Source organism: Nitrospira tepida (genome assembly GCF_947241125.1).
Classification (GTDB): domain Bacteria; phylum Nitrospirota; class Nitrospiria; order Nitrospirales; family Nitrospiraceae; genus Nitrospira_G; species Nitrospira_G tepida.
This window is the reverse complement of record NZ_OX365700.1, coordinates 2,828,301-2,850,572: the sequence shown is the minus strand read 5'-3', so window position 1 is coordinate 2,850,572 and position 22,272 is coordinate 2,828,301. Positions and strand designations below refer to the sequence as shown.

At 61.4% G+C, this 22,272-nt stretch carries 19 protein-coding genes; 5 read left to right on the top strand and 14 right to left on the bottom strand.

Annotation, left to right across the window (positions count from 1 at the left end; translation table 11 throughout):
- The first annotated feature begins 30 nt into the window (after positions 1 to 30).
- Positions 31 to 1,923, top strand: coding sequence for an acetate--CoA ligase (gene acs, locus QWI75_RS13515; protein ID WP_289269103.1), 1,893 nt, complete (start codon positions 31 to 33; stop codon positions 1,921 to 1,923).
- A gap of 318 nt (positions 1,924 to 2,241) precedes the next feature.
- Positions 2,242 to 2,490 carry a ribbon-helix-helix domain-containing protein gene (locus tag QWI75_RS13510; RefSeq protein WP_289269102.1) on the top strand — a complete coding sequence of 83 codons (249 nt, stop codon included), beginning with the start codon at positions 2,242 to 2,244 and terminating at the stop codon, positions 2,488 to 2,490.
- A gap of 825 nt (positions 2,491 to 3,315) precedes the next feature.
- Here the strand turns inward: QWI75_RS13510 and QWI75_RS13505 are convergent.
- The 14 genes from QWI75_RS13505 to QWI75_RS13440 all read right to left on the bottom strand — a co-directional run bounded on the left by QWI75_RS13505 (position 3,316) and on the right by QWI75_RS13440 (position 19,553).
- Entirely contained in the window at positions 3,316 to 3,828 is a 513-nt protein-coding gene (locus tag QWI75_RS13505) for a hypothetical protein (RefSeq protein ID WP_289269101.1), read from the bottom strand.
- Between the two features lie 694 nt (positions 3,829 to 4,522).
- Positions 4,523 to 4,942 (bottom strand): type II toxin-antitoxin system VapC family toxin, encoded by a 420-nt coding sequence (locus QWI75_RS13500; protein ID WP_289269100.1) that lies wholly within the window; start codon positions 4,940 to 4,942, stop codon positions 4,523 to 4,525.
- Complete coding sequence (locus QWI75_RS13495) at positions 4,942 to 5,172, bottom strand: FitA-like ribbon-helix-helix domain-containing protein (protein ID WP_289269099.1); 231 nt, start codon at positions 5,170 to 5,172, stop codon at positions 4,942 to 4,944. The genes QWI75_RS13500 and QWI75_RS13495 overlap by 1 nt, the downstream gene beginning before the upstream one ends.
- A 158-nt stretch (positions 5,173 to 5,330) precedes the next feature.
- On the bottom strand, positions 5,331 to 5,987 hold the full coding sequence (locus QWI75_RS13490; protein WP_289269098.1) for a riboflavin synthase: 657 nt from the start codon (positions 5,985 to 5,987) through the stop codon (positions 5,331 to 5,333).
- A 288-nt stretch (positions 5,988 to 6,275) separates the two neighbouring features.
- Entirely contained in the window at positions 6,276 to 6,680 is a 405-nt protein-coding gene (locus QWI75_RS13485) for a 2OG-Fe(II) oxygenase family protein (RefSeq protein ID WP_289271653.1), read from the bottom strand.
- A gap of 329 nt (positions 6,681 to 7,009) precedes the next feature.
- Complete coding sequence (locus QWI75_RS13480; protein ID WP_289269097.1) at positions 7,010 to 7,813, bottom strand: hypothetical protein; 804 nt, start codon at positions 7,811 to 7,813, stop codon at positions 7,010 to 7,012.
- A 255-nt stretch (positions 7,814 to 8,068) separates the two neighbouring features.
- Entirely contained in the window at positions 8,069 to 8,701 is a 633-nt protein-coding gene (locus QWI75_RS13475; RefSeq protein WP_289269096.1) for a LexA family protein, read from the bottom strand.
- A gap of 304 nt (positions 8,702 to 9,005) precedes the next feature.
- Complete coding sequence (locus tag QWI75_RS13470) at positions 9,006 to 10,184, bottom strand: MFS transporter (protein WP_289269095.1); 1,179 nt, start codon at positions 10,182 to 10,184, stop codon at positions 9,006 to 9,008.
- Positions 10,181 to 11,560 carry a carboxylesterase family protein gene (locus QWI75_RS13465; RefSeq protein ID WP_289269094.1) on the bottom strand — a complete coding sequence of 460 codons (1,380 nt, stop codon included), beginning with the start codon at positions 11,558 to 11,560 and terminating at the stop codon, positions 10,181 to 10,183. The genes QWI75_RS13470 and QWI75_RS13465 overlap by 4 nt, the downstream gene beginning before the upstream one ends.
- 7 nt (positions 11,561 to 11,567) lie before the next feature.
- Positions 11,568 to 12,722: a bifunctional diaminohydroxyphosphoribosylaminopyrimidine deaminase/5-amino-6-(5-phosphoribosylamino)uracil reductase RibD gene (gene ribD / locus QWI75_RS13460; RefSeq protein ID WP_289269093.1), complete on the bottom strand. Its 1,155-nt coding sequence runs from the start codon at positions 12,720 to 12,722 to the stop codon at positions 11,568 to 11,570.
- Positions 12,719 to 15,523 carry a pyruvate, phosphate dikinase gene (gene ppdK, locus QWI75_RS13455; RefSeq protein WP_289269092.1) on the bottom strand — a complete coding sequence of 935 codons (2,805 nt, stop codon included), beginning with the start codon at positions 15,521 to 15,523 and terminating at the stop codon, positions 12,719 to 12,721. The genes ribD and ppdK overlap by 4 nt, the downstream gene beginning before the upstream one ends.
- A 233-nt stretch (positions 15,524 to 15,756) precedes the next feature.
- Positions 15,757 to 16,320: a hypothetical protein gene (locus QWI75_RS13450; protein ID WP_289269091.1), complete on the bottom strand. Its 564-nt coding sequence runs from the start codon at positions 16,318 to 16,320 to the stop codon at positions 15,757 to 15,759.
- Between the two features lie 29 nt (positions 16,321 to 16,349).
- The gene (glyS, locus tag QWI75_RS13445) at positions 16,350 to 18,515 is read right to left on the bottom strand and encodes a glycine--tRNA ligase subunit beta (RefSeq protein WP_289269090.1); all 2,166 of its coding nucleotides are present in this window, start codon (positions 18,513 to 18,515) and stop codon (positions 16,350 to 16,352) included.
- An 87-nt stretch (positions 18,516 to 18,602) separates the two neighbouring features.
- A complete protein-coding gene (locus QWI75_RS13440) occupies positions 18,603 to 19,553 on the bottom strand; it encodes a glycine--tRNA ligase subunit alpha (RefSeq protein ID WP_289269089.1) in 951 nt (316 codons plus the stop codon).
- A gap of 264 nt (positions 19,554 to 19,817) precedes the next feature.
- Between QWI75_RS13440 and QWI75_RS13435 the strand changes: the two genes are divergently transcribed.
- The 3 genes from QWI75_RS13435 to cysT all read left to right on the top strand — a co-directional run bounded on the left by QWI75_RS13435 (position 19,818) and on the right by cysT (position 22,271).
- Positions 19,818 to 20,255: an RrF2 family transcriptional regulator gene (locus QWI75_RS13435; protein ID WP_289269088.1), complete on the top strand. Its 438-nt coding sequence runs from the start codon at positions 19,818 to 19,820 to the stop codon at positions 20,253 to 20,255.
- Position 20,256: 1 nt separating this feature from the next.
- Positions 20,257 to 21,315, top strand: a complete 1,059-nt coding sequence (locus QWI75_RS13430) for a sulfate ABC transporter substrate-binding protein (protein WP_289269087.1) — start codon at positions 20,257 to 20,259, stop codon at positions 21,313 to 21,315.
- An 80-nt stretch (positions 21,316 to 21,395) separates the two neighbouring features.
- Positions 21,396 to 22,271 carry a sulfate ABC transporter permease subunit CysT gene (gene cysT / locus QWI75_RS13425; protein WP_289269086.1) on the top strand — a complete coding sequence of 292 codons (876 nt, stop codon included), beginning with the start codon at positions 21,396 to 21,398 and terminating at the stop codon, positions 22,269 to 22,271.
- Position 22,272 lies beyond the last annotated feature (1 nt).

Sequence of the window (22,272 nt, the reverse complement as noted above, 5' to 3'; positions counted from 1 at the left end):
TTTGAGCAGCGACAGCCGAAGGAGCAAGGAATGGCCGACGATAAAGTGGATTCGCTGTTGAAGGAAGGCCGCGTCTACCGGCCGAGCCAGGAGACAGTCGCCTCGACCTACATCCAGGACTACGAGACGGCCTATCGAGAATCGATCCAGAATCCAGAAGCCTTCTGGGGCCAGGCCGCCAAGGAACTCGACTGGTTCACCCCCTGGAACAAAGTACTGGAATGGAACTATCCCTGGGCCAAGTGGTTCGTCGGCGGAACCTGCAACATGGCCTACAACTGCCTTGATCGTCACGTCAAAACCTGGCGCCGCCACAAAGTGGCCGTGATCTGGGTCGGTGAAAAGGGCGAGGAGCGAATCTTTACCTATGCCGAGCTCTATCGCCAGGTCTGCCGCTGCGCGAACGCGCTGAAGTCCCTCGGATTGCGCAAGGGCGACCGGGTCACGATCTACCTGCCCAAGATTCCCGAGCAGATGGTAGCGATGCTCGCCTGTGCCAGGCTGGGTCTGATCCATAGCGTGGTCTATTCCGGGTTCAGCGCCCCGGCCCTCGAAAGCCGTATCCAGGACGCCGAGTCGCGATTGGTGATCACCGCGGACGTCGGGTATGACCGCGGCAAGGCGATTCACCTCAAACCGGTCGTGGATCAAGCAGTCGCCCATTGCCGAACCGTCGAGCACGTGGTGGTGGTCCGGCGTGAGCAACCGGGCGTGACACTCTCTGCGCCCAAGGAAATCGATTGGGAGGACTGGCTCAGGGATCAACCGGTTGCTTGCGAGGCCGAGCCGCTGGATTCGGAAACGCCGCTCTACATTCTCTATACATCCGGCACCACCGGCAAACCCAAGGGCGTGGTCCATGTGCACGGCGGCTACATGGTTGGGACTTACTTGACGACGAAGTACGTCTTTAATCTCAAGGAAGACGATCTGTACTTTTGCGTGGCGGACCCAGGCTGGGTGACGGGGCACAGCTATATCGTCTATGGGCCGCTCTTGAACGGCGCCACGATCCTCACGGCCGAGGGCAAGCCGGACTATCCGAACCCGGGCCGCTGGTGGGACATCATCGCGAAGTACGGCGTCACCGTATTCTATACGACGCCGACGGCCATCAGGTTGCTGATGCGCTACGGCGAGGATTGGCCGAAGAAGTACGACCTCACCAGCTTGCGGGTGCTCGGCAGCGTGGGTGAGCCGATCAATCCCGAGGCCTGGGAATGGTTCCATCGGGTCACGGGCGGAAAAAAGCCGATTATGGATACCTGGTGGCAGACAGAGACCGGCATGATCTTGGTGACTCCCCTCCCCTCGGTACCGCTCAAACCTGGCTCGGCGACGAGGCCGTTCCTCGGGGTGGAGGCGGACGTCGTGGATCGCGAGGGGAAGAGCCTCCCGGCCAATGCCGGCGGTTTTGCCGTGGTGAAAAAGCCCTGGCCGGCCATGATGCGCACGATTTACAAAGACCCGGACCGCTACCAGGTCTATTGGAACACGATTCCCAATTGCTATACGGCGGGGGATGTCTGCCGGAAGGATAAAGACGGGTATTTCTGGTTCATGGGCCGCGCCGACGATGTGATTAAAGTGGCCGGCAACCGGATCGGCACGGCGGAAGTGGAAAGCGCGCTCGTGAGTCATCCGGCCGTGGCGGAAGCGGCGGTGATCGGCAAGCCGCACCCGACGGTCGGCGAATCGATCAAGGCCTTTGTGATCCTGAAACAGGGCCACCAGGAGAGCCCGGAGTTGATTCAATCGCTCAAGAATCATGTGCTGACCGAGTTGGGCAAGATCGGGGTGCCGGCGGAGATCGACATCGTGCCCTCGCTGCCCAAAACGCGTTCCGGCAAGATCATGCGGCGCGTGCTGAAGGCGAAGGAATTAGGCCAGGACGCGGGGGATATTTCGACGCTCGAGGATTAGGTGGTGGCGGAGCGGCTGGAGCAATCTCCTTGCTCCCAGAACGCGCACGCGGGATCAATCAGAATTTTCAGCGTCGGGCGGTGCTCGTTCGATGGGCGCAGTCGAGATTCCCCCAGCCGCTCGCCTTGGTGAATGATGGGCGAGAAACGGGAACTCGACTTGTCCGATGCAAGCCTGCATTTGTTATGAGTTGTAGCCCATCCGTTCCAGCCAATGAAACATCTGAGATCCGAGCTGTGGCACGGCCTATCAGATTTTGCCGAGGTCCATCACATGTGTTACACTTTTCTCATGTAACAGTGGTTTAGGAGAGGCGATATGCCGGCAATCAATCCTCGTGTCAATGTTGTTCTCGAAGAACCCGTCTATGAGGGCCTCCGTCGCTGGGCTAAGCGAGAGGGAGTCTCGCTCTCGCTCAAGGTGAGAGACCTCGTCAAGGAGGCGTTGGAAGCCGAGGAAGATCGCGCGCTCGCGCAACTGGCGGAATCTCGGGAGCAGACGTTCGACCGACACAGAGCCAAGACCCACTTCCAGGTCTGGGCGCATCTCAAGCGGCGGAAACGGTAAGTGCCTTTCGAGCTTCGGTACCATCCTGCTGTTGCTGACGAGGACATTCCCCTTATCCCACATAATCTTCATCGAAGAATTGCCACGGCCATCGACACGCGGCTCACGCACGCCCCGCAGCAGTATGGGGCTCCCCTTCGCAAGACTCTGAAGGGCTACTGGAAACTGCGCGTCGGGGACTACCGAGGGTCTACAAGATCGAAAGAAGTCAGGCATGGATTCTGGGCATCCAACACCGCAAGATGGTGTATGAAAATATCCTGTGGCGACTTGATGAGCAAGGCTAGTGGTCAGTCTTCAACGGATAGCGAAGTGGGATGATCTCGCCGTGCGTTTATTTTGGCCGACCATATGCGTCATGTCGGTAGGCCGGGGATATTTCGACGCTGGAAGACTAAAGGTGGTCGGCTGACGAACGGTGCGCGGGTTCGGTCGCGCCATGATGCATTGCGTCTGGACGGCTCCCGCGAGTCTTTCTGTTTGGTCGAGTGCTCCTGTAATACTGCGACGCGACGTCGCGATGCCGTCGCACTCGGAACTAGTGGAGCTACCTCGGCGGCAGCACCTGCCATGGAGCAATCCTCACCGCGCATCCGTTCCAGCCGATGAAGTCCTGTCCAAGCAAGCGTCCGCTTCCTGCTCCTGCAACGCGCACACGGGATCAAGTAGAATTGTCAGCGTCGGGCGGTGCTCCTTCGATGGGCGCAGCCGAATGGTGAAAGAGAAAGCAAACTGAAGCATTCAACTTTCAGGGATTTATCGGCTCAAGTTACTTCCGACCCCGTTTTGACCCCTCAAGCCTGTGTTGGGTTACAACGTGGCGCATTACCGGGCAATCACCAGTCGATGGCTAAAAGTCTGGTTGTCTGTCCAGTTGAGGCCGGTAAGGAGATACCGGTCTCCAGGTTGAGATCGGGAGAAAACGGAGATCTGGTTACTGAGGAAATCGAACACCTTCTCCACATCAGAGAGGGTCCTCTGCTGGAAGATCATCACTCGGTGCTGCGCACGCGCAAGCAGAAGCTTACTGAAATCTTCGTCGATGTTCTTCAAATCGATGGCCCACTCGGACTCCAGCACCAGTGGAACATCGACGATTGATTGACCACGGATAGAAAGCCACACGAGATCGTAAAGCCACTCGCCCTGCCCATCCGGTAGCCCCCATCCGCTCGCACAGATATAGTAGCCATGGTTTTTACCAAGTAGTCCGATTTTGAGTTTTAGCTCGGACGTCCACGTCCGATCCGATTTCCACCCACCTTCGAGGACACTTAGCGGGAGAGAGTGGAGGATTTTGAGGATGTCCGCCTCAATCTCGTCTAGCCTGTCTTCCATTCGATCCATCCAAAAAACAGAGTCTAAAGAATACAGAAATAGCGTCGGGCCTTGCATTGATGTATTGGCTCTGCGCCAAACGGCCGTCCGCTCTGCCCGTCTTGCCGTGACTTACTTCCCTCCCTACCTTCGATCGCACGCGCCTGTCCAGGTCACGCCGCCCTTCCGGATGCGGTCTTCGCTCGCACGAGCAGATCAACATCGCAATCCAACACGTGCAGCAGGGCCAAGAGTTAATCGATCGACTTGCGATAGTTGGTTTGGTCGAGCAATAGAGTTGCGTGGCAGAGGTTCCAAGTCTCCGGATGATCTCGCGCTTTGACAAAGGACTAGCCTTCGCTCTTCGCTGCGCCTCAACCGTCAACTTATACAACAGCGCATCTCGCAGATAGTTCGGATCCTGGTTGTACTCCAGGACCTGCTCAATATGGACTGTCCCTTCTTTTCCCGATGCCAGCACATAGGTGAATCCTTCCCGCCCAAGTTCCTTGTCCACGTAGAGTTGAGCAATGGGATCGTCGGCGCTGGGTTGAGGATCGATCTTCGAATAGGAGCAGCATCGTCTTCTTGGTCCCTCTCACCGGAAATACCTTTTTGCTGTTGTTATAGGTCACGGATTGGATCTTCATAGTGACCCCTTGGCTCCCAACTCCTCGATCAGCTCACGAATACGGCGCAACGTGGCGACAGATCGTTAGCTTTCGAACTTTGCCAGGAGTCGAATTCGCTTCCGGAGAGCCGTGCGGGATACGGCTGCGAAGAGCCGTGCGTCATCCGTGATCAGCTCGACTGCCTCGCTTTCCGCCAGCGCGAGGTAGAGACAATCGTACACCGGATGATTCAACTGATTGGCCAAGACATAAGCTCGCGCGGCCAACGAGCCGGAGGGCGTCAGGCGATCAAAAAAGAGCGGGATGGCTCGTACCATCGCCTCCCCTTGCTCCGACGTCATCTCCTGTCGCTTCACCTTTTTCCATGCTGTGTTGCTCGCTTCCACCACGATCAGGTCTGGTGCCAGAAGGGATTCGCCCCTTGCGAGGACCGCGCGCGCTGCCGGCCAGCCTGGCTCCTCGATAAACCATTTCACGGCCACGCTGGCATCGACTACCCACATTACCGGTCTCGATCCTCGCGAATGAGAGCGGTGGAATCCGTCTGGCGTCGTTTGGGCGTCAGACTACGGATACGGTCTGCCAGTGCGACTCGCTCTTGCGCGTTGGGTAGCGCCGCCTTCGAGAGAATGGACCGCAACTCCTGTTCCAGCGAATGGCCGTGTAATTCCGCCTTGGCTTTCAAAGCGTCGATGACGCGATCATCCAGATTGCGGACAATGACCTGTCCCATAGGTCCCTCCAAAATGCTAGCAAATATGCTAGCATGATCACTAAGTCTCGTCCAGTCCAGACTCTGTGAGCACAGAGACCACACCCGTTACCTTGTGATCCTCTTGTTGCGCGTTCCCGGATCACCGGACTGAGGCAGGCGCGATTCGCAGATGCCCCTCAAATCAGCCCGCGCTTCTTGAGATAGTCCAGGTCGATGGCGGGGGCCGGCTTGGCGGGGAGCACGCCGCGTTCCTGCAGGAGCCGTTCGACATACTTGCCGATCAGGTCCGATTCGAGGTTGACGTGATCCCCGACCTGTTTGAGACCCAGGGTCGTGACCTTGGCCGTGTGGGGGATGATCGCGACGGCAAACGACCGGTCGGCGACCTGATTGATCGTCAAGCTGATGCCGTCCATCGTGATCGAGCCCTTCGGCACGCAGTACCGCAAGATCTCCTTGGGCGCTTCGCATTCGAGGATGATTGCGTTGCTGTCCGGCTGTCTGGCGAGGATCGTGCCGATGCCGTCCACATGCCCGGCCACCATGTGCCCGCCGAGCCGTTCGTTCAGTCTCATGGCCCGTTCGAGGTTCACCGGCGCGCCGGCGGTCAACTGGCCGAGCGTCGTCACCGCCAGCGTTTCCGGCGAAACCTCGACCGAGAACTCCCGCTCTCCCCTGCTCACGACCGTCAAACAGGTTCCGTTGACGCTGACGCTGTCGCCGATCTTCAAGTCGTTCATCACGGTGGACGCCAGAAAGGTGAGCCGCGTGCCTGCGAGGGATTTCTCAATTGCACTGACCGCGCCCATCTCTTCCACGATGCCGGTAAACATGATCAGTAAGAACTCCCGGAGAGGGATGCGCTTATCTCTGTCCTCTCACCACTTCTTGATCACCTGCCGAACCACCAGCACGAACACCACAATGAGCACCAGCACGCCGAGCGAGGCGATCACTCCGATGACAATATCCTCGGCCGCATAGTCACGCATACATCGATGTCTGTCTGGCGCGGCTGCATTATAGCATCAGTCCGGAGGCTCAGTTCGCTCCGGATGCGATGAGGCCCCAATTTTGGTGGAGCGTCGTTCGTATCCTGTGCGAGAGCGGATGGGAGCCCATCAACGGGCCGGCTTAGTTGCGGCAGGCGATTTCTTGTGCGGTTCGGATAGTACCGAGAGTGGACTGCGACAGGGTGGATGCCGTACCGCATGGTCGGTGAGCAGCCATCCGGCGATTGATAGGCGCGCATGGTCACCCGCCGCAGGGTTCACCCGGCAGACGCGGTGATAGCGAGGGACGGTAAACAGTGCAAGCGAGCCTGGCTCAGGCGCAATGCAGTGGCTGATGCCCAGCTTGGGCCGGTCTGTTCCTGTCTGCCGGTCGGCCTTGTAGATGATCAACTCCCCTTCCCAATCCGCTTCCCATTCTTCATGCACATAGCTGACCAGAGCCAACCTGTGCCTGCCGACCCTGGAGTTATCCAGGCTGGAGGCATTCGCTTGGGCCCTGTCCTCGTGCGTCAGCAGACCATCGCCGGATTTGATCTAAACCTCAAGCTGCGCCCGACAATCCCGGGGAAGGCCTCCATAAACCGCTTAATGCAGGGAAAAGGGAGCCGTTCGAGCAGCCGGCCGACCTTCGGAAAGGCCATGCGCCCTTTGCGCCAGTTCCCGCAGTTGGGGAAGGCAGCGTGGACGCCAGGCACGTTCGTGCAACAGTTGCCACGACGATCGCTCCATGGCGTCACGAAACTGCCTTCGCTCAACTGCCGTCCAGCAGTTCTCGACGACCAGCACCGGATCATCGTGGAACGAGAACGTCGCGGGTGTGAAGTCCGGCCAGGAGACCTGCATCACCTCTCTCCGACATGCCGAGGGATGGCCACGTCCGTGACTTTGTTTTCGTCGTCCATCAGCAACACCGCTTCATCGCCTTTCGATAACTGTGCCATCCGCCTTTGAACGAGCGGACGAACTTCGTATCGGCGCTCGTCCCCCCTCTCGGTCTGAACCGCAATCGTGTCCGCTTCCAAGGGTTTTAATATCACCACGTTGATGCGGCTGAAATTGCCCTTCAGCGGCGTCTTCTTTTGCCAGAGTTCGGCCGCACGATGGACGGCTTCCTGGTTGTCGAACGTCACGTCTACGATCCGGTTCAATTCGTCGATGAGAAAGACTGCATCCACGCCCACCGGGATGGAAGCCGTCTTGCTCCTTGCGACAGGCCGCACGAAATGCGACTCCTCTTGTCCGTCAGGGGTCCGGATGACCGCCTTGTCGTGGCCGGTGATCAACGGCTGGGCCAGTTGGCCATGCAAGACCAGATGATAGCTCGATTCGCCGGTCACGTGGACATCCACCAGGAGGTTCTGATCATTGACGGTGATTTCGAGGCGATCGCCTATTTTCAGGTCCGGCAGTCCCTTGGCCTTGCGTACCCCAAGGGGCACGAACCGCGGCTGCAATTCGCCGGTGTGGACTTGGGCCTGGTCGCTTCTGATGCTCTCAACGGTGCCGATGAGAACCCGGTCTCCCGGCAACAGTTGGCGATCATCCGCGTCGGCCCCGGGAGCGGTACCGGCAAGGGTTGTCGATGCGGACAACCCGATGACACCGATTGCGAGAACGGCTGCCTGCCATAGAGTCTGGCGTCTCATGATGGACTCCCTTCTGTGAGAGGGTTGAAGCGCGTCTCAGGTTTAACCCACATTATTCATGAGCGCTTCTACTGCAACCACCGATACGCCGCTGCGACAAGTTGGCATGCAGCTTGGCGGCATGCCAACGGGCGGGCTCGCCCTTCGCGGCCTCAACGTACTGTTTCAAGTACGCTTCGGCCTCTCGGGGCTCCACGCGCCCGTCTCACTTGGCGTCTTGGTGGTTTCGTCACGAACCGTCATGAATAATGTGGGTTAAAGATCCTTCCGTAACCGGACCACCCTGCCCCACAGAAAGTGGTCATGGGTCAGCAGGGTGTCCTTCCGCCGCCGATTGAGAGGATGGAGCACATACTGGGTTCCGATCGTTCTCAGTTCTCTTAAGACCGCCTGCTCCGGAGTTCGGCGCGGGCCGGCGACGACATAATGGCCCGGCTCACATTCGAGATCCGGGTTCACAAAGATGATCTCGCCCTCGCCGAAGAGGGGATTCATCGAATCATCCTTCACCCGCAGGGCAAAGGCGCGGGGTCCTTGAACGTCCGTCTCAAGCATCGCATCGCTGTCATGAACGGTCGCATTGGCTTCGCCCGCGGCCATTCGTCCGATGGCCTCCCAACTCACCAACGGAACTTTTCTCATGGGAACGGTCGGGCCGATGCCGGCCTTCCTGGAACGCCCGGGCGTCTTTCTTGGAGCGCCGGCCCGAAGAAAATCCGCGTCCATCCGAAAGTACTTGGCGAATTGATGCCAGACGGCCGGTTCCTTCGGCGACTTATTCGCGAGAATCCTGTCGATGGTTCCCGGAGACACACCGACCGCGGCCGCCAGCTCTTTTTCCGTCAGTCCCTCGCCCAATTCACGATAGATCAGGCCCTTGAGATTCATAGGGTCCTCGCCGGCTCGTTGAACGCTGTGAACTCATGAACTAACGAGGTTACGTTGCAACAACCAAGCCCGTCGGATGCCCCAAGGGCGGACGAAATGCCTTGCCGAAAATCGCTGCTGTGAATTTCGCCTCTCGCAAAGGTGATGCAATTCTGCTGGCTTATGCATCAGGCTCGCGCATCCATCCAGGCTGGTGCCGATGCGCTGTCAAGGAAGGTGGGCGCGGTCGTGGCGAGTCCGGGAAATATAACGGTGGATCGTTCTCAGACACGATGAGCTGAAGGTGTGGCCGACGATGCAGAGGTTACGAAGCGGCGGGGGCCGGGCGAACGGTCATCCAAAAGACTCCGGCCGCGACAAGCTGCAATGCAGCGATCACGGCGAAGGTTGCCGGATAGCCGAAGAAGGTGATCAGGAATCCGGCCAGCAAGGGGCCGCTCGCGTGGCCGATGTCCATGATCGTGCCCTGCATCCCCATCCCGGCCCCAAGCCGCTTGATGTCGGAGACGTCCGCGACGAGCGCGGAGGTTGATGACGAGACCACCGCCTCGCCGTAGCCGAACAGCGCAGCCAAGAGAATGAGAGTGGGAAAGGCGGCGACCTGGGGAATCAGGACGAACGAGACGGCACAGAGCAGCAGTCCGATCAGAATCAACGGCCGCCGGCCGATGCGGTCGGAGGCCCGGCCCATGATCGGTTTGGACAGGAACGACGTGACGCCCTGGACACCGAACAGGATGCCGACCTGCCCCGGATTCAATCCGACCGAGGTGCCGTAGATCGGAAGGAACGCCATCAGGGCGCCGTTGGCAATCATCTTGGCGCCGTCGGTGACGCTCGTGACCAGGACGGCCCGGTTGTTGGCGACGATCCGGAATCCTTGCCACATGTCCTGTGCGACGCGTCCCAGACTCTTCTCGCCCAGCGGCGGAGCGGGATTGAGCCGGAGCGCCAGAAAGCAGATCAGGCCGAGACCGCCGAAGAGGCCTGCCGTGACGAAGGTCGTGGGAAAGCCGGCCGCATAGACCAGCCAGCCGCCGAGGACCGGGCCAAGCAGGGCCCCGGCTTGGGTGGATGCGGTGTAGCCGCCCAAGGCCGCGCCGCGCCGTTCCTGGAAGAGCTCCGCCACCGTGGCCAGCGCGGCCGGCGCAAAGAGCGCCGTGGCCAGGCCGTGTACGAAGCGCAACCCCGTCAAGGTCCCGGTCTCGGTGATGAAGGGATAGACAAAGGGCGGAAGTCCGAAGGCCAGGACGCCGATGCGAAGCAACAGGCGTCGTCCGTAGATATCCGACAGGGCCCCGCCCGGCAGTTTCAACAACACACCGGTCAAGGTGGAGACGGACACGATCAGGCCGATTTCCTCCGGCGAGGCTCCGAGCGACTGTGCAAACAGGGAGAGGACCGGCATGCGGACGAGGTTATAGCTGATGAAACAGCAGACCCCGACCGCGCAGAGGATGGCATAGCTCTGCCGGCGGGTCATGGAAGGTCCGGGTTGGGAGAGGGCGAGGCCGGTGCGCTTGGCTTGACCGGTTCGGTCCGTTCAGGCCGATCGGCTGGGCCGGCCGAAGAGGTGGTTGTAATCGTGACCTGGGCGGAAAAGGTTCGGGGGGGATCGCCGCGGCGACGGGCCTGCCGCAGCATCGTCTCGACAGAGGGTGTGAGGAGTCCGCGGAAACTTTCTGTCCCGTTCGTGATGACGACGACCGGCCGGGAGAGATCAATCAGTTCGTCATTCAGGAACAACGAATAACGCAGCACATGGTCCGTCCGGACCTCGATTCGGTTCCCTTCGACGATCTGTACGTCCAACTTGGCGTAGACACGGTCTGTGATGAACCGATCCGTGCCGTCGAAGAGATTCTCGCTGAAGACCGCGATCCGGTCGGTCGCATCGATGCGAACCCAGGCAAACGCATCCAAATGACTGGCGTCCCGCGTCAGCGAGAGATGCGACGGCAGGACCCTGCGCCGCTGCCGGTTCATCCAATCCACCAACGCCGGCAATTCCTCCCGGGGGAAAAAGTGACCTCCGGCCATCGGATGGGTGCGGTCATGTTCGCGATAGACGAAGTCGTATCCCAGTTTGGTCAGCTCGGCCGCCAGCTCTCGGCTCAGCCGTACCGGCATGACTTCGTCCTGCGAGCCGTGGATTATGTAGACCGGCGTCGTGCGCAGATTCGACAGAAACGGATACAGCACGTCGTCGATGCCGGAAGCCATGGGCGCAAGGCCGGCGAAGAGATCGGCGTGGTGCATCCCGATGATCCAGGCCCCGATCCCGCCGTTCGACATGCCGGTAAGGAACACTCGGTTGCGGTCGATGCGATAGCGGGACCAGACCGCGCGTATCGTGGCGAGCACGAGTTCCTCGGCGCTCCGATTCCACCAGGCGCCCCTGCCGTAGGTCGGGCAGGCCAGGATGTACTCGTCTCCCAGGCGCGGTTTCCAGCGATCGAGATAGGCTTCGCCGGTGAACCCGGCACCGTGCAGGCAGATCACCAAGCCATAGTCGCTGGACGGTTGATAGTTCTCCGGCACGGACAGGGCGAAGCTGTAGGGCCTGCCTCCGACCGAAAGCGGCAGGTTCGGTTGGACGCCGGTGGCGGCCGGGCCATAGTCCCGAGGGCGCAGGATCAGGTCGCGGACCACCGCGGGGCTGTACCGATCATCTGCCAGGATCGTGGTGAGCAGGTGGTCGGCCCGCTCCGCGTCCGGCGTGTCAAGATATTCGCGGACAAGGTTGTCGGAAGGTGGCGGACTCTCTTCCGCGCTGCCGGGACTCGCCGCAACGAGCAACAAGAAGCCTAACCAGAGGGAGATGATCGAGAGCGATGTGTGACGATCGTGCGGTCGCATTCTGATTTCAATGGCGGCGGGACGTTGATTGTGGCGGGACCAATCCCTGCACGAGGAAATCCGATCCTACCTGACGAACACGCAAGCCCTGTAGCTTGACCGCGTCGGCCAGCCGGGCCGGCGAGGCACCGCCGATGACCGACTTGGCATCCTGTCCTCCGAGCAGCAGCGGCGACACAAAGAGCCGCACCTCATTCACCAGGCCTTCCTTCCAGAGAGCGGCGTTGAGTGTGCCGCCTCCTTCCACGAGGAGGGACGCAATCCCGCGCCGGCCCAATTCCCGAAGCAGATTTCCCATCGGCACGCGCCCCTGTTGAGGCTCCAGTGGCAGCACCTCGATGCCGGCGTTCCGGAGATTCCGTACCCGCCGGAGCGGAGCCTTCGTCGTCGTGGCGATCAAGGTTTTGGCCAAGCTTCGACGCGAGAGAACCGCCGCGGTCGAGGGAATCGTTAGGTTGCTGTCCGCAATGACCCGCAGCGGCTGCCACGGTCGAACCATGTCGGTCATCCCTGCCCGCCTTGGCACTCGCACCGTGAGCTTGGGATCATCAGCCTGCACGGTCCCCACTCCCACCAGAATCGCGTCCACCTCGCCGCGGAGCCGGTGTGCTTCGCGGCGCGCCTCCGGGCTGGTGATCCATTGTGATTCTCCGCGGGCCGTGGCGATCTTGCCGTCAAGCGTCATGCCGGCCTTGAGGATGACCCAGGGTCTGCCGGTTGTCACCCAATGACAATAGATCCTGTTGAGCGCTGTCGCTTCTTCTTCGAGGCACCCGACCGAGACGGAGATCCCGGCTCGCCTGAGGGCTTGGAGGCCCCGTCCATGGACCGACGGGTTCGGATCCTTCATGGCCACGACGACGCGGCGAAGCTGAGCGGCGATCAGCAGCGGCACGCAGGGCGGCGTGCGTTTGGCGTGGTGGCAGCAGGGTTCGAGCGTGAGATAGAGGGTGGCGCCTCGCGCGCGCGGGCCGGCCTGATGCAGCGCCAACACCTCGGCATGGGGCTCGCCGGCTTTTCGATGGTAGGCCCGCCCGACGATGCGTCCGCCGGAGACGACCACGGCCCCCACCATCGGGTTGGGACTGGTCCGGCCCTTCCCGCGCGTCGCGAGTCTGAGGGCCAGACCCATGAAGCGACGGTCGGTCTCCGAGTGAGTCACCGCTTTGCGGCACGCGCCTTTTTGGCACGGCTGGCCGGTGTCTTGGCGCGAGCGGGCGCGCCGCTCTTTCTCTCTTTGGCCTGTGTCTTTCCGGCCGACCGGCCGTTCAAGGCCGAGTGCGCCGCCGCCAACCTGGCTATGGCGACCCGGTAGGGAGAACAGCTCACGTAGTCGAGCCCCAGTTGGTGGCAAAACTCAATCGATCTCGGATCGCCGCCGTGCTCTCCGCAGATGCCCAGCTTGAGATCCGCTCGGGTCTTGCGTCCCGCTCCGATGGCCAGGCGCATCATCTCGCCGACACCCTCCCGGTCGATCGTCTCAAAGGGATCAGCGTCGAGGATCTTTTGATCCTTGTAGATGCCGACGAACTTCGCGGCATCGTCGCGGGAAAATCCGAACGTGGTTTGTGTCAGGTCATTCGTCCCGAAGGAGAAGAACTCGGCTTCCTGGGCGATCTGGCCGGCGGTGACGGCCGCGCGCGGCAACTCGATCATCGTGCCGACCAGGTAGTTCAGCTTGACCCCGTGCCGTTTCATGGTTTCTTGCGCCACTTCGCGGACGAGATCCTTCTGCGCCTTCATTTCCGTGATCATGCCGACGAGCGGGATCATGATCTCGGGCACGATCTTCTTGCCTTCCTTGGCGATTTCGCAGGCGGCTTCGATGATCGCGCGCACCTGCATGCGCGTGATCTCCGGCATGGTGATGCCGAGTCGGCAGCCGCGGAGTCCCAGCATCGGATTGAACTCGTGCAGTTCTTCGACGCGGGCCAGCAGCTTCCGCTTCTCCTCCAGCACCGCGGGGTTGCCGCCGGTCAGTTCATGTTTCGCGATCTCCACCATCAGTTCCTCCCGCTTCGGCAGGAACTCGTGCAACGGCGGATCGAGCAGCCGGATCGTCACCGGGTAGCCCTTCATCTCCCGGTAGAGCCCGAGGAAGTCCTGCTTTTGCAGCGGCAGCAGTTGTTCCAGGTACCGTTCTCGGTCCTGGGACGACCGGGCCAGGATCATCTTCTGCATGATCGGGATGCGGTCCTCGGCGAAGAACATGTGCTCCGTACGACAGAGGCCGATCCCTTCCGCGCCGAAGCCGCGCGCGATGCGGGCCTGATCCGGGACATCCGCGTTGGCCCGGATCTTGAGCGAGCGGATCTCGTCCGCCCATTTCAGGATCGTCTCGAACCGCTGGTACTTGTCGGACTGAGCCGGAGCGAGTTTCCCTTCCAGAACTTGAATCACCTCCGACGCGACGACCGGAATATCGCCCTCGTAGACGTTGCCGGTCGATCCGTTGATCGAAAGGTAGTCTCCCTCGCGGAACACTTTGTTGCCGATGCGCACGCTTTGACTGCCCTCCACCTCCACGCCCTCGCAGCCGGCCACGCAAACCTTGCCCATCTGCCGGGCGACGACAGCGGCGTGGGACGTCATGCCGCCGCGCGCGGTGAGAAAGCCGAGCGAGGCGTTCATGCCGTGAATATCGTCCGGGCTGGTTTCCTGCCTGACCAGGATCACCCGGTTGCCCGCCGCCTGCATTTCGACGGCGCGATCCGGCGTGAGCGCGATCTTTCCCGCGGCGGCCCCTGGCCCGGCCGGCAAGCCCTTGCCGAGCGGCGAGCGCTTGGACTCTTCCGCCAGGTCGAAGATTGGATAAAGGTATTGCGAGAGATGGTCCGGCTCGACCCGCCTGACCGCCTCCTCCTTCGTGATCAGTCCTTCCCTGACCATGTCGGCGGCGATCCGGACCGCGGCGATGCCGGTCCGTTTCCCGACCCTGGTCTGCAACATGTAGAGCTTGCCCTCCTGGATCGTGAACTCGATGTCGAGCATGTCGCGGTAGTGTTTCTCCAGCTTCTTATAGGTCGCTTCCAGGTCCCGAAAGGCGTGCGGGACCGTTTTTCCCAATTCGGCCACCGGCAGCGGCGTGCGGATGCCGGCGACCACGTCCTCGCCCTGCGCGTTCATCAGGCATTCGCCGAAGAACCGTTTTTCCCCGGTGGAGGGATCTCTGGTGAATGCCACGCCGGTGCCGCTCGTTTCGCCCATGTTGCCGAACACCATCGCGACCACGTTGACGGCGGTGCCCCAGGTATCGGGAATGTTGTAGAGCTTGCGGTAGGTGATGGCGCGCGCCCCGTACCAGGATGAAAACACGGCATTGGTCGCCATCCGCAATTGCTCGATCGGATCGTCCGGGAAGGTCTCGCCGGTATCGTGCTGGATCAGTTCCTTGAAGCTCGCCACCAGTTCGCGGAGCGCTTTCGCGTCCAAATGGGTATCCTGGGTCACGCCCAGCTCGGCTTTCTTATGGGCCAGGATTTCCTCGAAGTGCTCGCGCGTGACGCCCATCACGATGCTGCCGAACATCGTGACAAACCGCCGGTAACTGTCCTGGGCAAATCGTTCGTTGCGGGTCTTGGCCGCCAGACCCTCGACTGTCTTGGTCGTCAAGCCGACGTTCAGCACCGTGTCCATCATGCCGGGCATCGAGGCTCGGGCGCCGGACCGCACCGACACCAACAAGGGATTCACGGGATCGCCGAATTTGGCTCCCATGGACCGCTCCACCCGCTTCAAGGCCTGGAGCGCCTCCTCCCACATGCCCGGCGGATAGGTCTTGCCTCGCTTGTAGTACTCAACGCAGGCCTCGGTGGTGATCGTGAAGCCGGCCGGCACGGAAATCCCCAGGTTGGTCATCTCGGCCAGGCCGGCGCCCTTGCCGCCCAGCAGGTTCTTCATGTCGCCCTTGCCTTCGGCCTTTCCATCGCCGAAAAAATAGACGTATTTCTTCTTGGCTCCCACGGTCTTGTGCTCCTTCCCTCTTAGCGCGCATTATTCATGGCCGCTCCTACTGTAACCGCCGATACGCCGCTGCGACAAGCTTGGCTGCCAGGTTCCCGAAGCCAAGCGGGCAGGCTCGCCGCTCGGTCGGTCGACATACTATTTCAAGTATGCCTTCCTTCCTCACAGCTCCGCGTGCCCGTCTCGCATGGCGTCTTGGCGGTTTCGTCACGAACCGTCATGAATAATGCGCGCTAGGACCAATGCATGATGGATGTCTGTCGGGCGGCGGATTCGAGCCGCAGACGGTATCGGGCGACGAGGTAGCGCCGTACGAACCACCCGAACGCGAGGATCGCGACCACCAATCCGACATACGCGAACAGCCGCCAATCCGTCAACGAACCATAATCGAAATAGAGCTTGCCGTCCGCTCCTTCCCGTATCGTCGTTTCCTGCTTCAATCTGTGAGTTTCTCCGGAAGGATCCGCCAGGCGAATCCACTCGGAACAGACCTGGACGAGCTCGTCCTTGCCTAAGACCTGTTGCCAACCCAACCGGAGGCAGACATCGCTGGTTGGATGAAACACGTCGGGAAGCCGGAACAACTGGTCGGTGCGGATGCCGCTGACCCAGAGGCCGAACAAGAACAGGGCGGGACAGAGGATCATCAGCGCCACCGTGACGCGGGTTGCATACCGCCGGACGAGACGGGCCCGCCGGTCTCCGTCGGATGACTGAGATGCGTGCGGCGGCGCTGGATGCGGCGCGTCATCCGGCGCCGGGCGCGGATTGACCGAGGCGTCGCGCGAATCCATCCCCGACCTCCCTCGACCTGGTTATCTCGTCAGGTCCCTCGCTCGCTTCCCTGCGCGGCGATCAACGACAAGTCGGCATACGAGAGAAACAGCACGTCGATCACGTAGAGCAACGACAGTCGATTCGATCGTAACCCAGAATGCTCCGTGTTGACCATCACTCCGGCAAAGAATTCATCGATGGAGGGTTTGAGCGCGACCAGTTCGCCCAGGGCCTGTGCGTAGTTCTGGGCTTGGAGCAAGCCCGGAACCCGCTGCTTTGCCCGAAGCAAGGCCTCGTACAGCCGCCTTTCGGCGTCGTGCTCGAACAGGTCGGGATTCACCTGATCCGACGTCCAGCGCTCCTTTTCGACGAGCCGATGAGCTCGCTTGAATCCGACGATCAGCGGATCGAAATCGGGTTTGACCGTCAGGGCTTGCAACGATTTGATCCGTGCGAGCAGGTCGCTCAGGTCATACTCCTTGAGCCCGGGCGTCTTCACCACCGCCTGCATCACATCATCCCGGAGCCCCTCCGCCGTCTGCCCATAGTAGCGGAACCGTTCCAGGACGAATTCCAGCGGGTCGGCCTGGAGAGTTTCGGTCCGCCCGGCCTTGGCGGACCCCAGAGCCTGCGAGCCGAACCCCTGCTCGCGGACAAGATCGGTTGCCTGCGCCAGCGCCTGGGCCAGATCGAGGCGCAGGTCTCCTTCGACGAGGAGGCGGACCAGCCCCGCGGCCTGGCGTCTCAGCGCGAAGGGGTCCTCCGATCCCGTCGGGATCAGGCCGACGGAGAAAAAAGCCGCGACGTTGTCGAGCCGGTCTGCGAGCGCGAGAATTTGTCCGGTGGCGCTGGCGGGACCGGTGTCCTCCATCGTGCGGGGCCAATACTGTTCCTGTAGGGCCAGGGCGACCTCCGGCGACTCCCCGTCGTGCGTGGCATACTCGCGGCCCATCAGTCCCTGCAAGGTCGGAAATTCGCCGACCACGCCGGTCAGCAGGTCGGCCTTGCTCAACAGGGCCGCGCGCCGGCAGGTGTCCACCAAATGGTTCCGTCCGAGACGCTCGGCCAGATAACCGGCGAGCGCGATCAACCGTTGGGTCTTCTGATAGAGCGTGCCCAGCTTTTGATGGAACACGACGCTCTTCAGTTTCTCGACCCGATCCGCGAGCTTGGTTTTCTGATCTTCGGTGAAATAGAACGCCGCGTCCGCGAGGCGCGCGGCCAGCACGCGCTCGTTGCCCTTGCGGATCAGCGACGGGTCGCGCGGCCTGATGTTCGTCACCGCGAGGAACTGCGGCCGCAGGCCCCCCTGCTGGTTGCGGAGCGTGAAGAAGCCCTGGTGTTCCCGCATGGCGGTTTCAATGATCTCGGGCGGCAGTTTCAGATAGCGCGCATCGAACTCGCCGAGGATGGCGGAAGGATATTCGACGGCATAGGTCGCCTGTTCGAGCAGTTCGTGGTCCATGCGCAACTCCGCCTTCGCCTTGCGGGCCAGGCCCTGAAGCTGCTCCTCGATCAACGAGCGGCGCCGGCCGGGATCGGCGACGACGCCCTGTTTCTCCAACAACGACCGGTAGGAGGAGGCCTGTTTGACCACGATGCCGGATGATCCTGCCGTCGCCGGTCCGCCGAGAAAGCGATGGCCGTAGGTCAGCCGGCCGGACTCGATGCCGCCGACCTCGAACGGAATCACCTTCTCCCCGAAGAGGGCCAGGGCCCACCGGATGGGCCGGGCGAAACGGAAGCCGGTCTCGTTCCATTTCATCGCCTTGGGAAACGACAGGCTTTGAATCAGATGGGGCAGTTGTGCACGCAGGACCGATTCAGTCGGCTCGCCCGTCTCCTGTTTGACGGCGAAGAGATACTCGCCCTTGGGCATCCGGCGCACTTCAAGATCCGAGACGGAAACACCCTGAGAAGCCGCGAAGCCCAGCGCGGCCTTGGTCGGTTGCCCGGTGCTGTCATAGGCGGCGGATTTGGGCGGTCCCATGGCTTCCTTGACGGCCGAGGCTTGTCCGGTGGCCAGGCCCCGCACTTCCACCGCCAGCCGCCGCGGGGTGCCGGCGGTTGAGAGGGCCTCGAAGGCCAGCCGTTGCTCGGCGAGCAGCCGCTCGGTCAGATCCTGGAGCAAGCGGAGCGCCGGCGCAATGAATTGATAGGGCAACTCTTCCGTGCCGATTTCCAGCACGAAGTCTCGACGCGACTCCGTCACCTTTGGGCGCGAACGCTTCCGTTGAGATGATGATCGGGATGAGGAGGCCATGAGTCCTGTGCGTTGAAATTCAGTCGGTTGTCGGCTTTATCGGTCTGACCTTGGTCGTTTGCGCGATGGACGCGAGCGGCTCCGGTCTTTCGCGCCGCCCCCTGCCGGTCCCCGCTCCGCGCGGGCCAGCAGTGGAAAGCCCATCGATTCCCGATCCTGCACATATTGTTCCGCACATTGTCGGGCCAAGGCGCGGACCCGCGCGATGTAGCCGGTCCGCTCGGTCACGCTGATTGCGCCTCTGGCGTCCAACAGATTGAACAGGTGCGACGACTTGATGCAGTAGTCATAGGCGGGCAAGGTCAGTCGCTTTGCCAGCAGTGACCGGCATTCGGCTTCGTAGGCCTGAAATCCAGTCATCAGCATGGAGACGTTCGCCTCCTCGAAATTGTGCTTGGAGAACTCCACCTCGGTGCGATGGTGAATGTCTCCGTACGAGACCGACTCGTTCCAGGCCAGATCGAAGACATTGTCCACGCCCTGCAAGTACATGGCGATCCGTTCCGTGCCGTAGGTCAACTCGACGGTGATCGGTTGAAGCTCGATGCCGCCGATTTCCTGAAAATAGGTGAACTGGGTGATCTCCATGCCGTCCAGCCGGACTTCCCAACCCAGCCCCCAGGCCCCCAATGTCGGCGATTCCCAGTCGTCCTGCATGAAGCGGATGTCGTGTTCTTTCGGGTCGATCCCTAAAAAGGCCAGGCTCTTGAGGTAGAGATCCTGAATGTCGGCGGGAGCGGGCTTGAGCACCACCTGATATTGATAGTAGTGCTGCAACCGGTTGGGATTCTCACCATATCGCCCGTCGGTCGGGCGGCGGCAGGGCTGCGCGTAGGCCGAGCGCCAGGGCTCCGGTCCCAGCGCGCGGAGAAAGGTGGCCGGATGGAACGTACCGGCCCCCATTTCGAGGTCGTACGGTTGATGGACGACGCAGCCTTGATCGGCCCAAAAACGGTGGAGCGAGAGGATCACGTCCTGGAAGGTCACAGACTCACAAAATCCTTCAAAAACCCTTGTCGATCAACGTGTTTCAGAGCAGCGAACGTAACAAGAACGCACTACCCTGTCAAGCGGGCGATCAATGACCTTCGGCAAGAAGCAGGACCGCCGCCCGTCCGGGAGCAAGGGCATCGAATCTGTGGCCGGCGGCGGCGAACCTTGTCGGGCGCACGTCCTGCGGCTTGACAATGGCAGGGTGATGGAGTACTTCTCGTCCAAGTTGACTAACTCACTCTAGTTATAGCTTCGGCGATGAAGTTCTCCAAGAAAAGCGAATACGGATTGCGGGCCTTGCTGGAACTGGCCCTGCACTATAACGAGCGGCTGATCCAGCGCCATGAAATCGGCCAGCGGCAGCGGATTCCGGTCGAATTTCTGGAGCAGATCCTGTTGGCGCTCAAACGGGCCGGATTCCTGGCCAGCCGGCGGGGGATCCATGGCGGGTACGAGCTGATCAAGCCGCCGAAAGACATCACGTTGGGGCAAGTCATCCGGTTGCTGGACGGTCCCTTGGCGCCGATCGGCTGCGTGAGCAAGACGGCCTACCAGAAATGCCATGACTGCCCCTATGCGAGAAAGGAATTCTGCCCTCTGCAGGACGCGATGGGCGAGGTGCGCAATGCAATCGCCTCGATCCTCGACAACTACACGCTCCAGGATTTTGCCAAGGGCGTGAAAGGAGGCCGCTGAGATGTCAGGTGATTTTCCCGTCGGGCGCGGTCGGCATGGAGCCTGGTTCGGGCTTCTCTGGGGCATCGGCCTGCTCCTGTTCTCCGACACCATGGCGATTGCCGAGACAAGGGAACTGGTCATTGCCTCCTACAGCGTTCCCAAGGAAGCCTATGAAAAGCAGATCATTCCGGCATTCCAGGCTCATTGGAAGGCCAAGACCGGGCAGGACCTTCGAATCCGGACTTCCTACAGCGCCTCCGGCGCGCAAACCAGGGCCATCCTCGGCGGGTTTGAAGCCGATGTCGCCGCCCTCTCGCTCGAAGGCGACCTGGCCCAGATCGTCAAGGCCGGCCTGATCACGCACGACTGGAAAAAAGGCCCCAACCGCGGCATCGTCACCACGTCGCTCGTGGTATGGGGAACCAGAAAGGGGAATCCCAAGGGGATCAAGACGTGGGAGGATCTGGCGAAGGGCGGGATCGACGTGCTCTATCCCAACCCCAAGACCTCCGGCGGCGCCATGTGGGACATCCTGGCGATCTACGGTGCGGGTCTTCGGCAGCCTCCGCCTGGGACGGCCAACCCGCCATCCTACGCGGCGGATCTGCTGAAACGGATTCAGAAGAACGTGAAGGTGATGGACAAGAGCGGACGCGAGTCGGTGACGACGTTCGAACGGGGCATCGGAGACGTGATCGTGACCTATGAAAACGAGCTGGTGCCTCGCGTAAAGATCGGCCGCCCCTACGAGATCGTCATGCCGCCCGCCACGATCCTGATTGAAAACCCGGTGGCGGTCGTGGACCGGTATGCCGACAAGCATCGGGCCAGGGATGTCGCCGAGGCCTTCGTGGCGTTCTTGCATGAAGCGCAGGCGCAACGGGCCTTCGCGGAACTGGGATTCCGCTCGGCGGCCGAACGTCCTCTTGACCAGCCTTCTGCCGGCAAGGCCACGGCCGCTGCGCCGCAGATCTTCTCTATCGAAGACTTGGGAGGCTGGGAGTCCGCCTCTGCCCAGGTGTTCGGTCCACAAGGCGCCTGGACCAAGGCGGTTGAAGAGTTGGCCCGTTCCCGATGAATCGGCGCGGCGCTGCCTCGGGACGATCCTCTCCCGGCGAAGAATCGAACAGGTGTTTTTGAAGCGACCGTGAGGGTTGAATGCCGTCCCGCTCCCTCGTCAAGATTGCGCTCCGCGTCACGAGCATCGGCTATGTGTTCGCCTTGATCGTGCTCCCCCTGGCGGTCATTGTCCAGGCCTCGTTCACGAACGGCTTGGTCGGTTTTCTCGACGATATCTTTCAGCCCCAGGCCTGGGCCGCGGTGAAGCTGACGATCGGCGCCGCCCTTCTGACTACCGTCATCAACGCCGTCTTCGGCACGATGACGGCCGTCGTCTTGGTGCGCTATGAGTTCCCCGGCCGCTGGCTGCTCAATTCTCTGGTGGACCTCCCGTTCGCGATCCCGACCCTGGTGGCCGGTCTCATGATCGTGGCCGTGTACGGCCCGACCAGTTTCATCGGGAGCGGATTGCAGCCGCTCGGGCTGTCCGTTATTTACGAACGGCCCGGCATCGTGCTCGCGATGGTGTTCGTGACCATGCCCTTCGTCGTGCGCGCGCTTCAGCCGGTCTTGATGGAGCTGGAGCGGGAGCAGGAGGAGGCGGCCTTCACTTTGGGAGCGAGCGCCTGGGTGACGTTCTGGAGGGTCACCGTCCCCGCGACCTTGCCGGGCCTGTTGACCGGAGTGTTTCTGACTTTCGTGCGCGCGCTCGGGGAATTCGGCGCGATCGTGATCGCGGCAGGGAATATTCCGATGAAGACACAGGTGGCCTCGGTCTACGTCTACGGGGAGATCGAAAGCTATAACCCGCGCGGAGCCACGTCGGTCTCCGTCCTGATGCTGATCCTGTCGTTTGTCGCGCTCCTGCTGCTGGAGCGTCTGGTCAGGCCTCCGGGCGAGCGGCTCCCGCCCTGGCTCCGGCGGCTTCCTTTCCGCATCGAAGCTGCAGCCCCTTCCCGGGTGCTGCCGTCGTGAC

Bases quoted from the DNA above. Each gene is read 5' to 3' on its own strand.
- acs (WP_289269103.1), top strand. From the start codon at position 31: ATGGCCGACGATAAAGTGGATTCGCTGTTGAAGGAAGGCCGCGTCTAC.
- QWI75_RS13510 (WP_289269102.1), top strand. From the start codon at position 2,242: ATGCCGGCAATCAATCCTCGTGTCAATGTTGTTCTCGAAGAACCCGTC.
- QWI75_RS13505 (WP_289269101.1), bottom strand. From the start codon at position 3,828: ATGGAAGACAGGCTAGACGAGATTGAGGCGGACATCCTCAAAATCCTC.
- QWI75_RS13500 (WP_289269100.1), bottom strand. From the start codon at position 4,942: ATGTGGGTAGTCGATGCCAGCGTGGCCGTGAAATGGTTTATCGAGGAG.
- QWI75_RS13495 (WP_289269099.1), bottom strand. From the start codon at position 5,172: ATGGGACAGGTCATTGTCCGCAATCTGGATGATCGCGTCATCGACGCT.
- QWI75_RS13490 (WP_289269098.1), bottom strand. From the start codon at position 5,987: ATGTTTACCGGCATCGTGGAAGAGATGGGCGCGGTCAGTGCAATTGAG.
- QWI75_RS13480 (WP_289269097.1), bottom strand. From the start codon at position 7,813: ATGAGACGCCAGACTCTATGGCAGGCAGCCGTTCTCGCAATCGGTGTC.
- QWI75_RS13475 (WP_289269096.1), bottom strand. From the start codon at position 8,701: ATGAATCTCAAGGGCCTGATCTATCGTGAATTGGGCGAGGGACTGACG.
- QWI75_RS13470 (WP_289269095.1), bottom strand. From the start codon at position 10,184: ATGACCCGCCGGCAGAGCTATGCCATCCTCTGCGCGGTCGGGGTCTGC.
- QWI75_RS13465 (WP_289269094.1), bottom strand. From the start codon at position 11,560: ATGCGACCGCACGATCGTCACACATCGCTCTCGATCATCTCCCTCTGG.
- QWI75_RS13450 (WP_289269091.1), bottom strand. From the start codon at position 16,320: ATGGATTCGCGCGACGCCTCGGTCAATCCGCGCCCGGCGCCGGATGAC.
- QWI75_RS13435 (WP_289269088.1), top strand. From the start codon at position 19,818: ATGAAGTTCTCCAAGAAAAGCGAATACGGATTGCGGGCCTTGCTGGAA.
- QWI75_RS13430 (WP_289269087.1), top strand. From the start codon at position 20,257: ATGTCAGGTGATTTTCCCGTCGGGCGCGGTCGGCATGGAGCCTGGTTC.
- cysT (WP_289269086.1), top strand. From the start codon at position 21,396: ATGCCGTCCCGCTCCCTCGTCAAGATTGCGCTCCGCGTCACGAGCATC.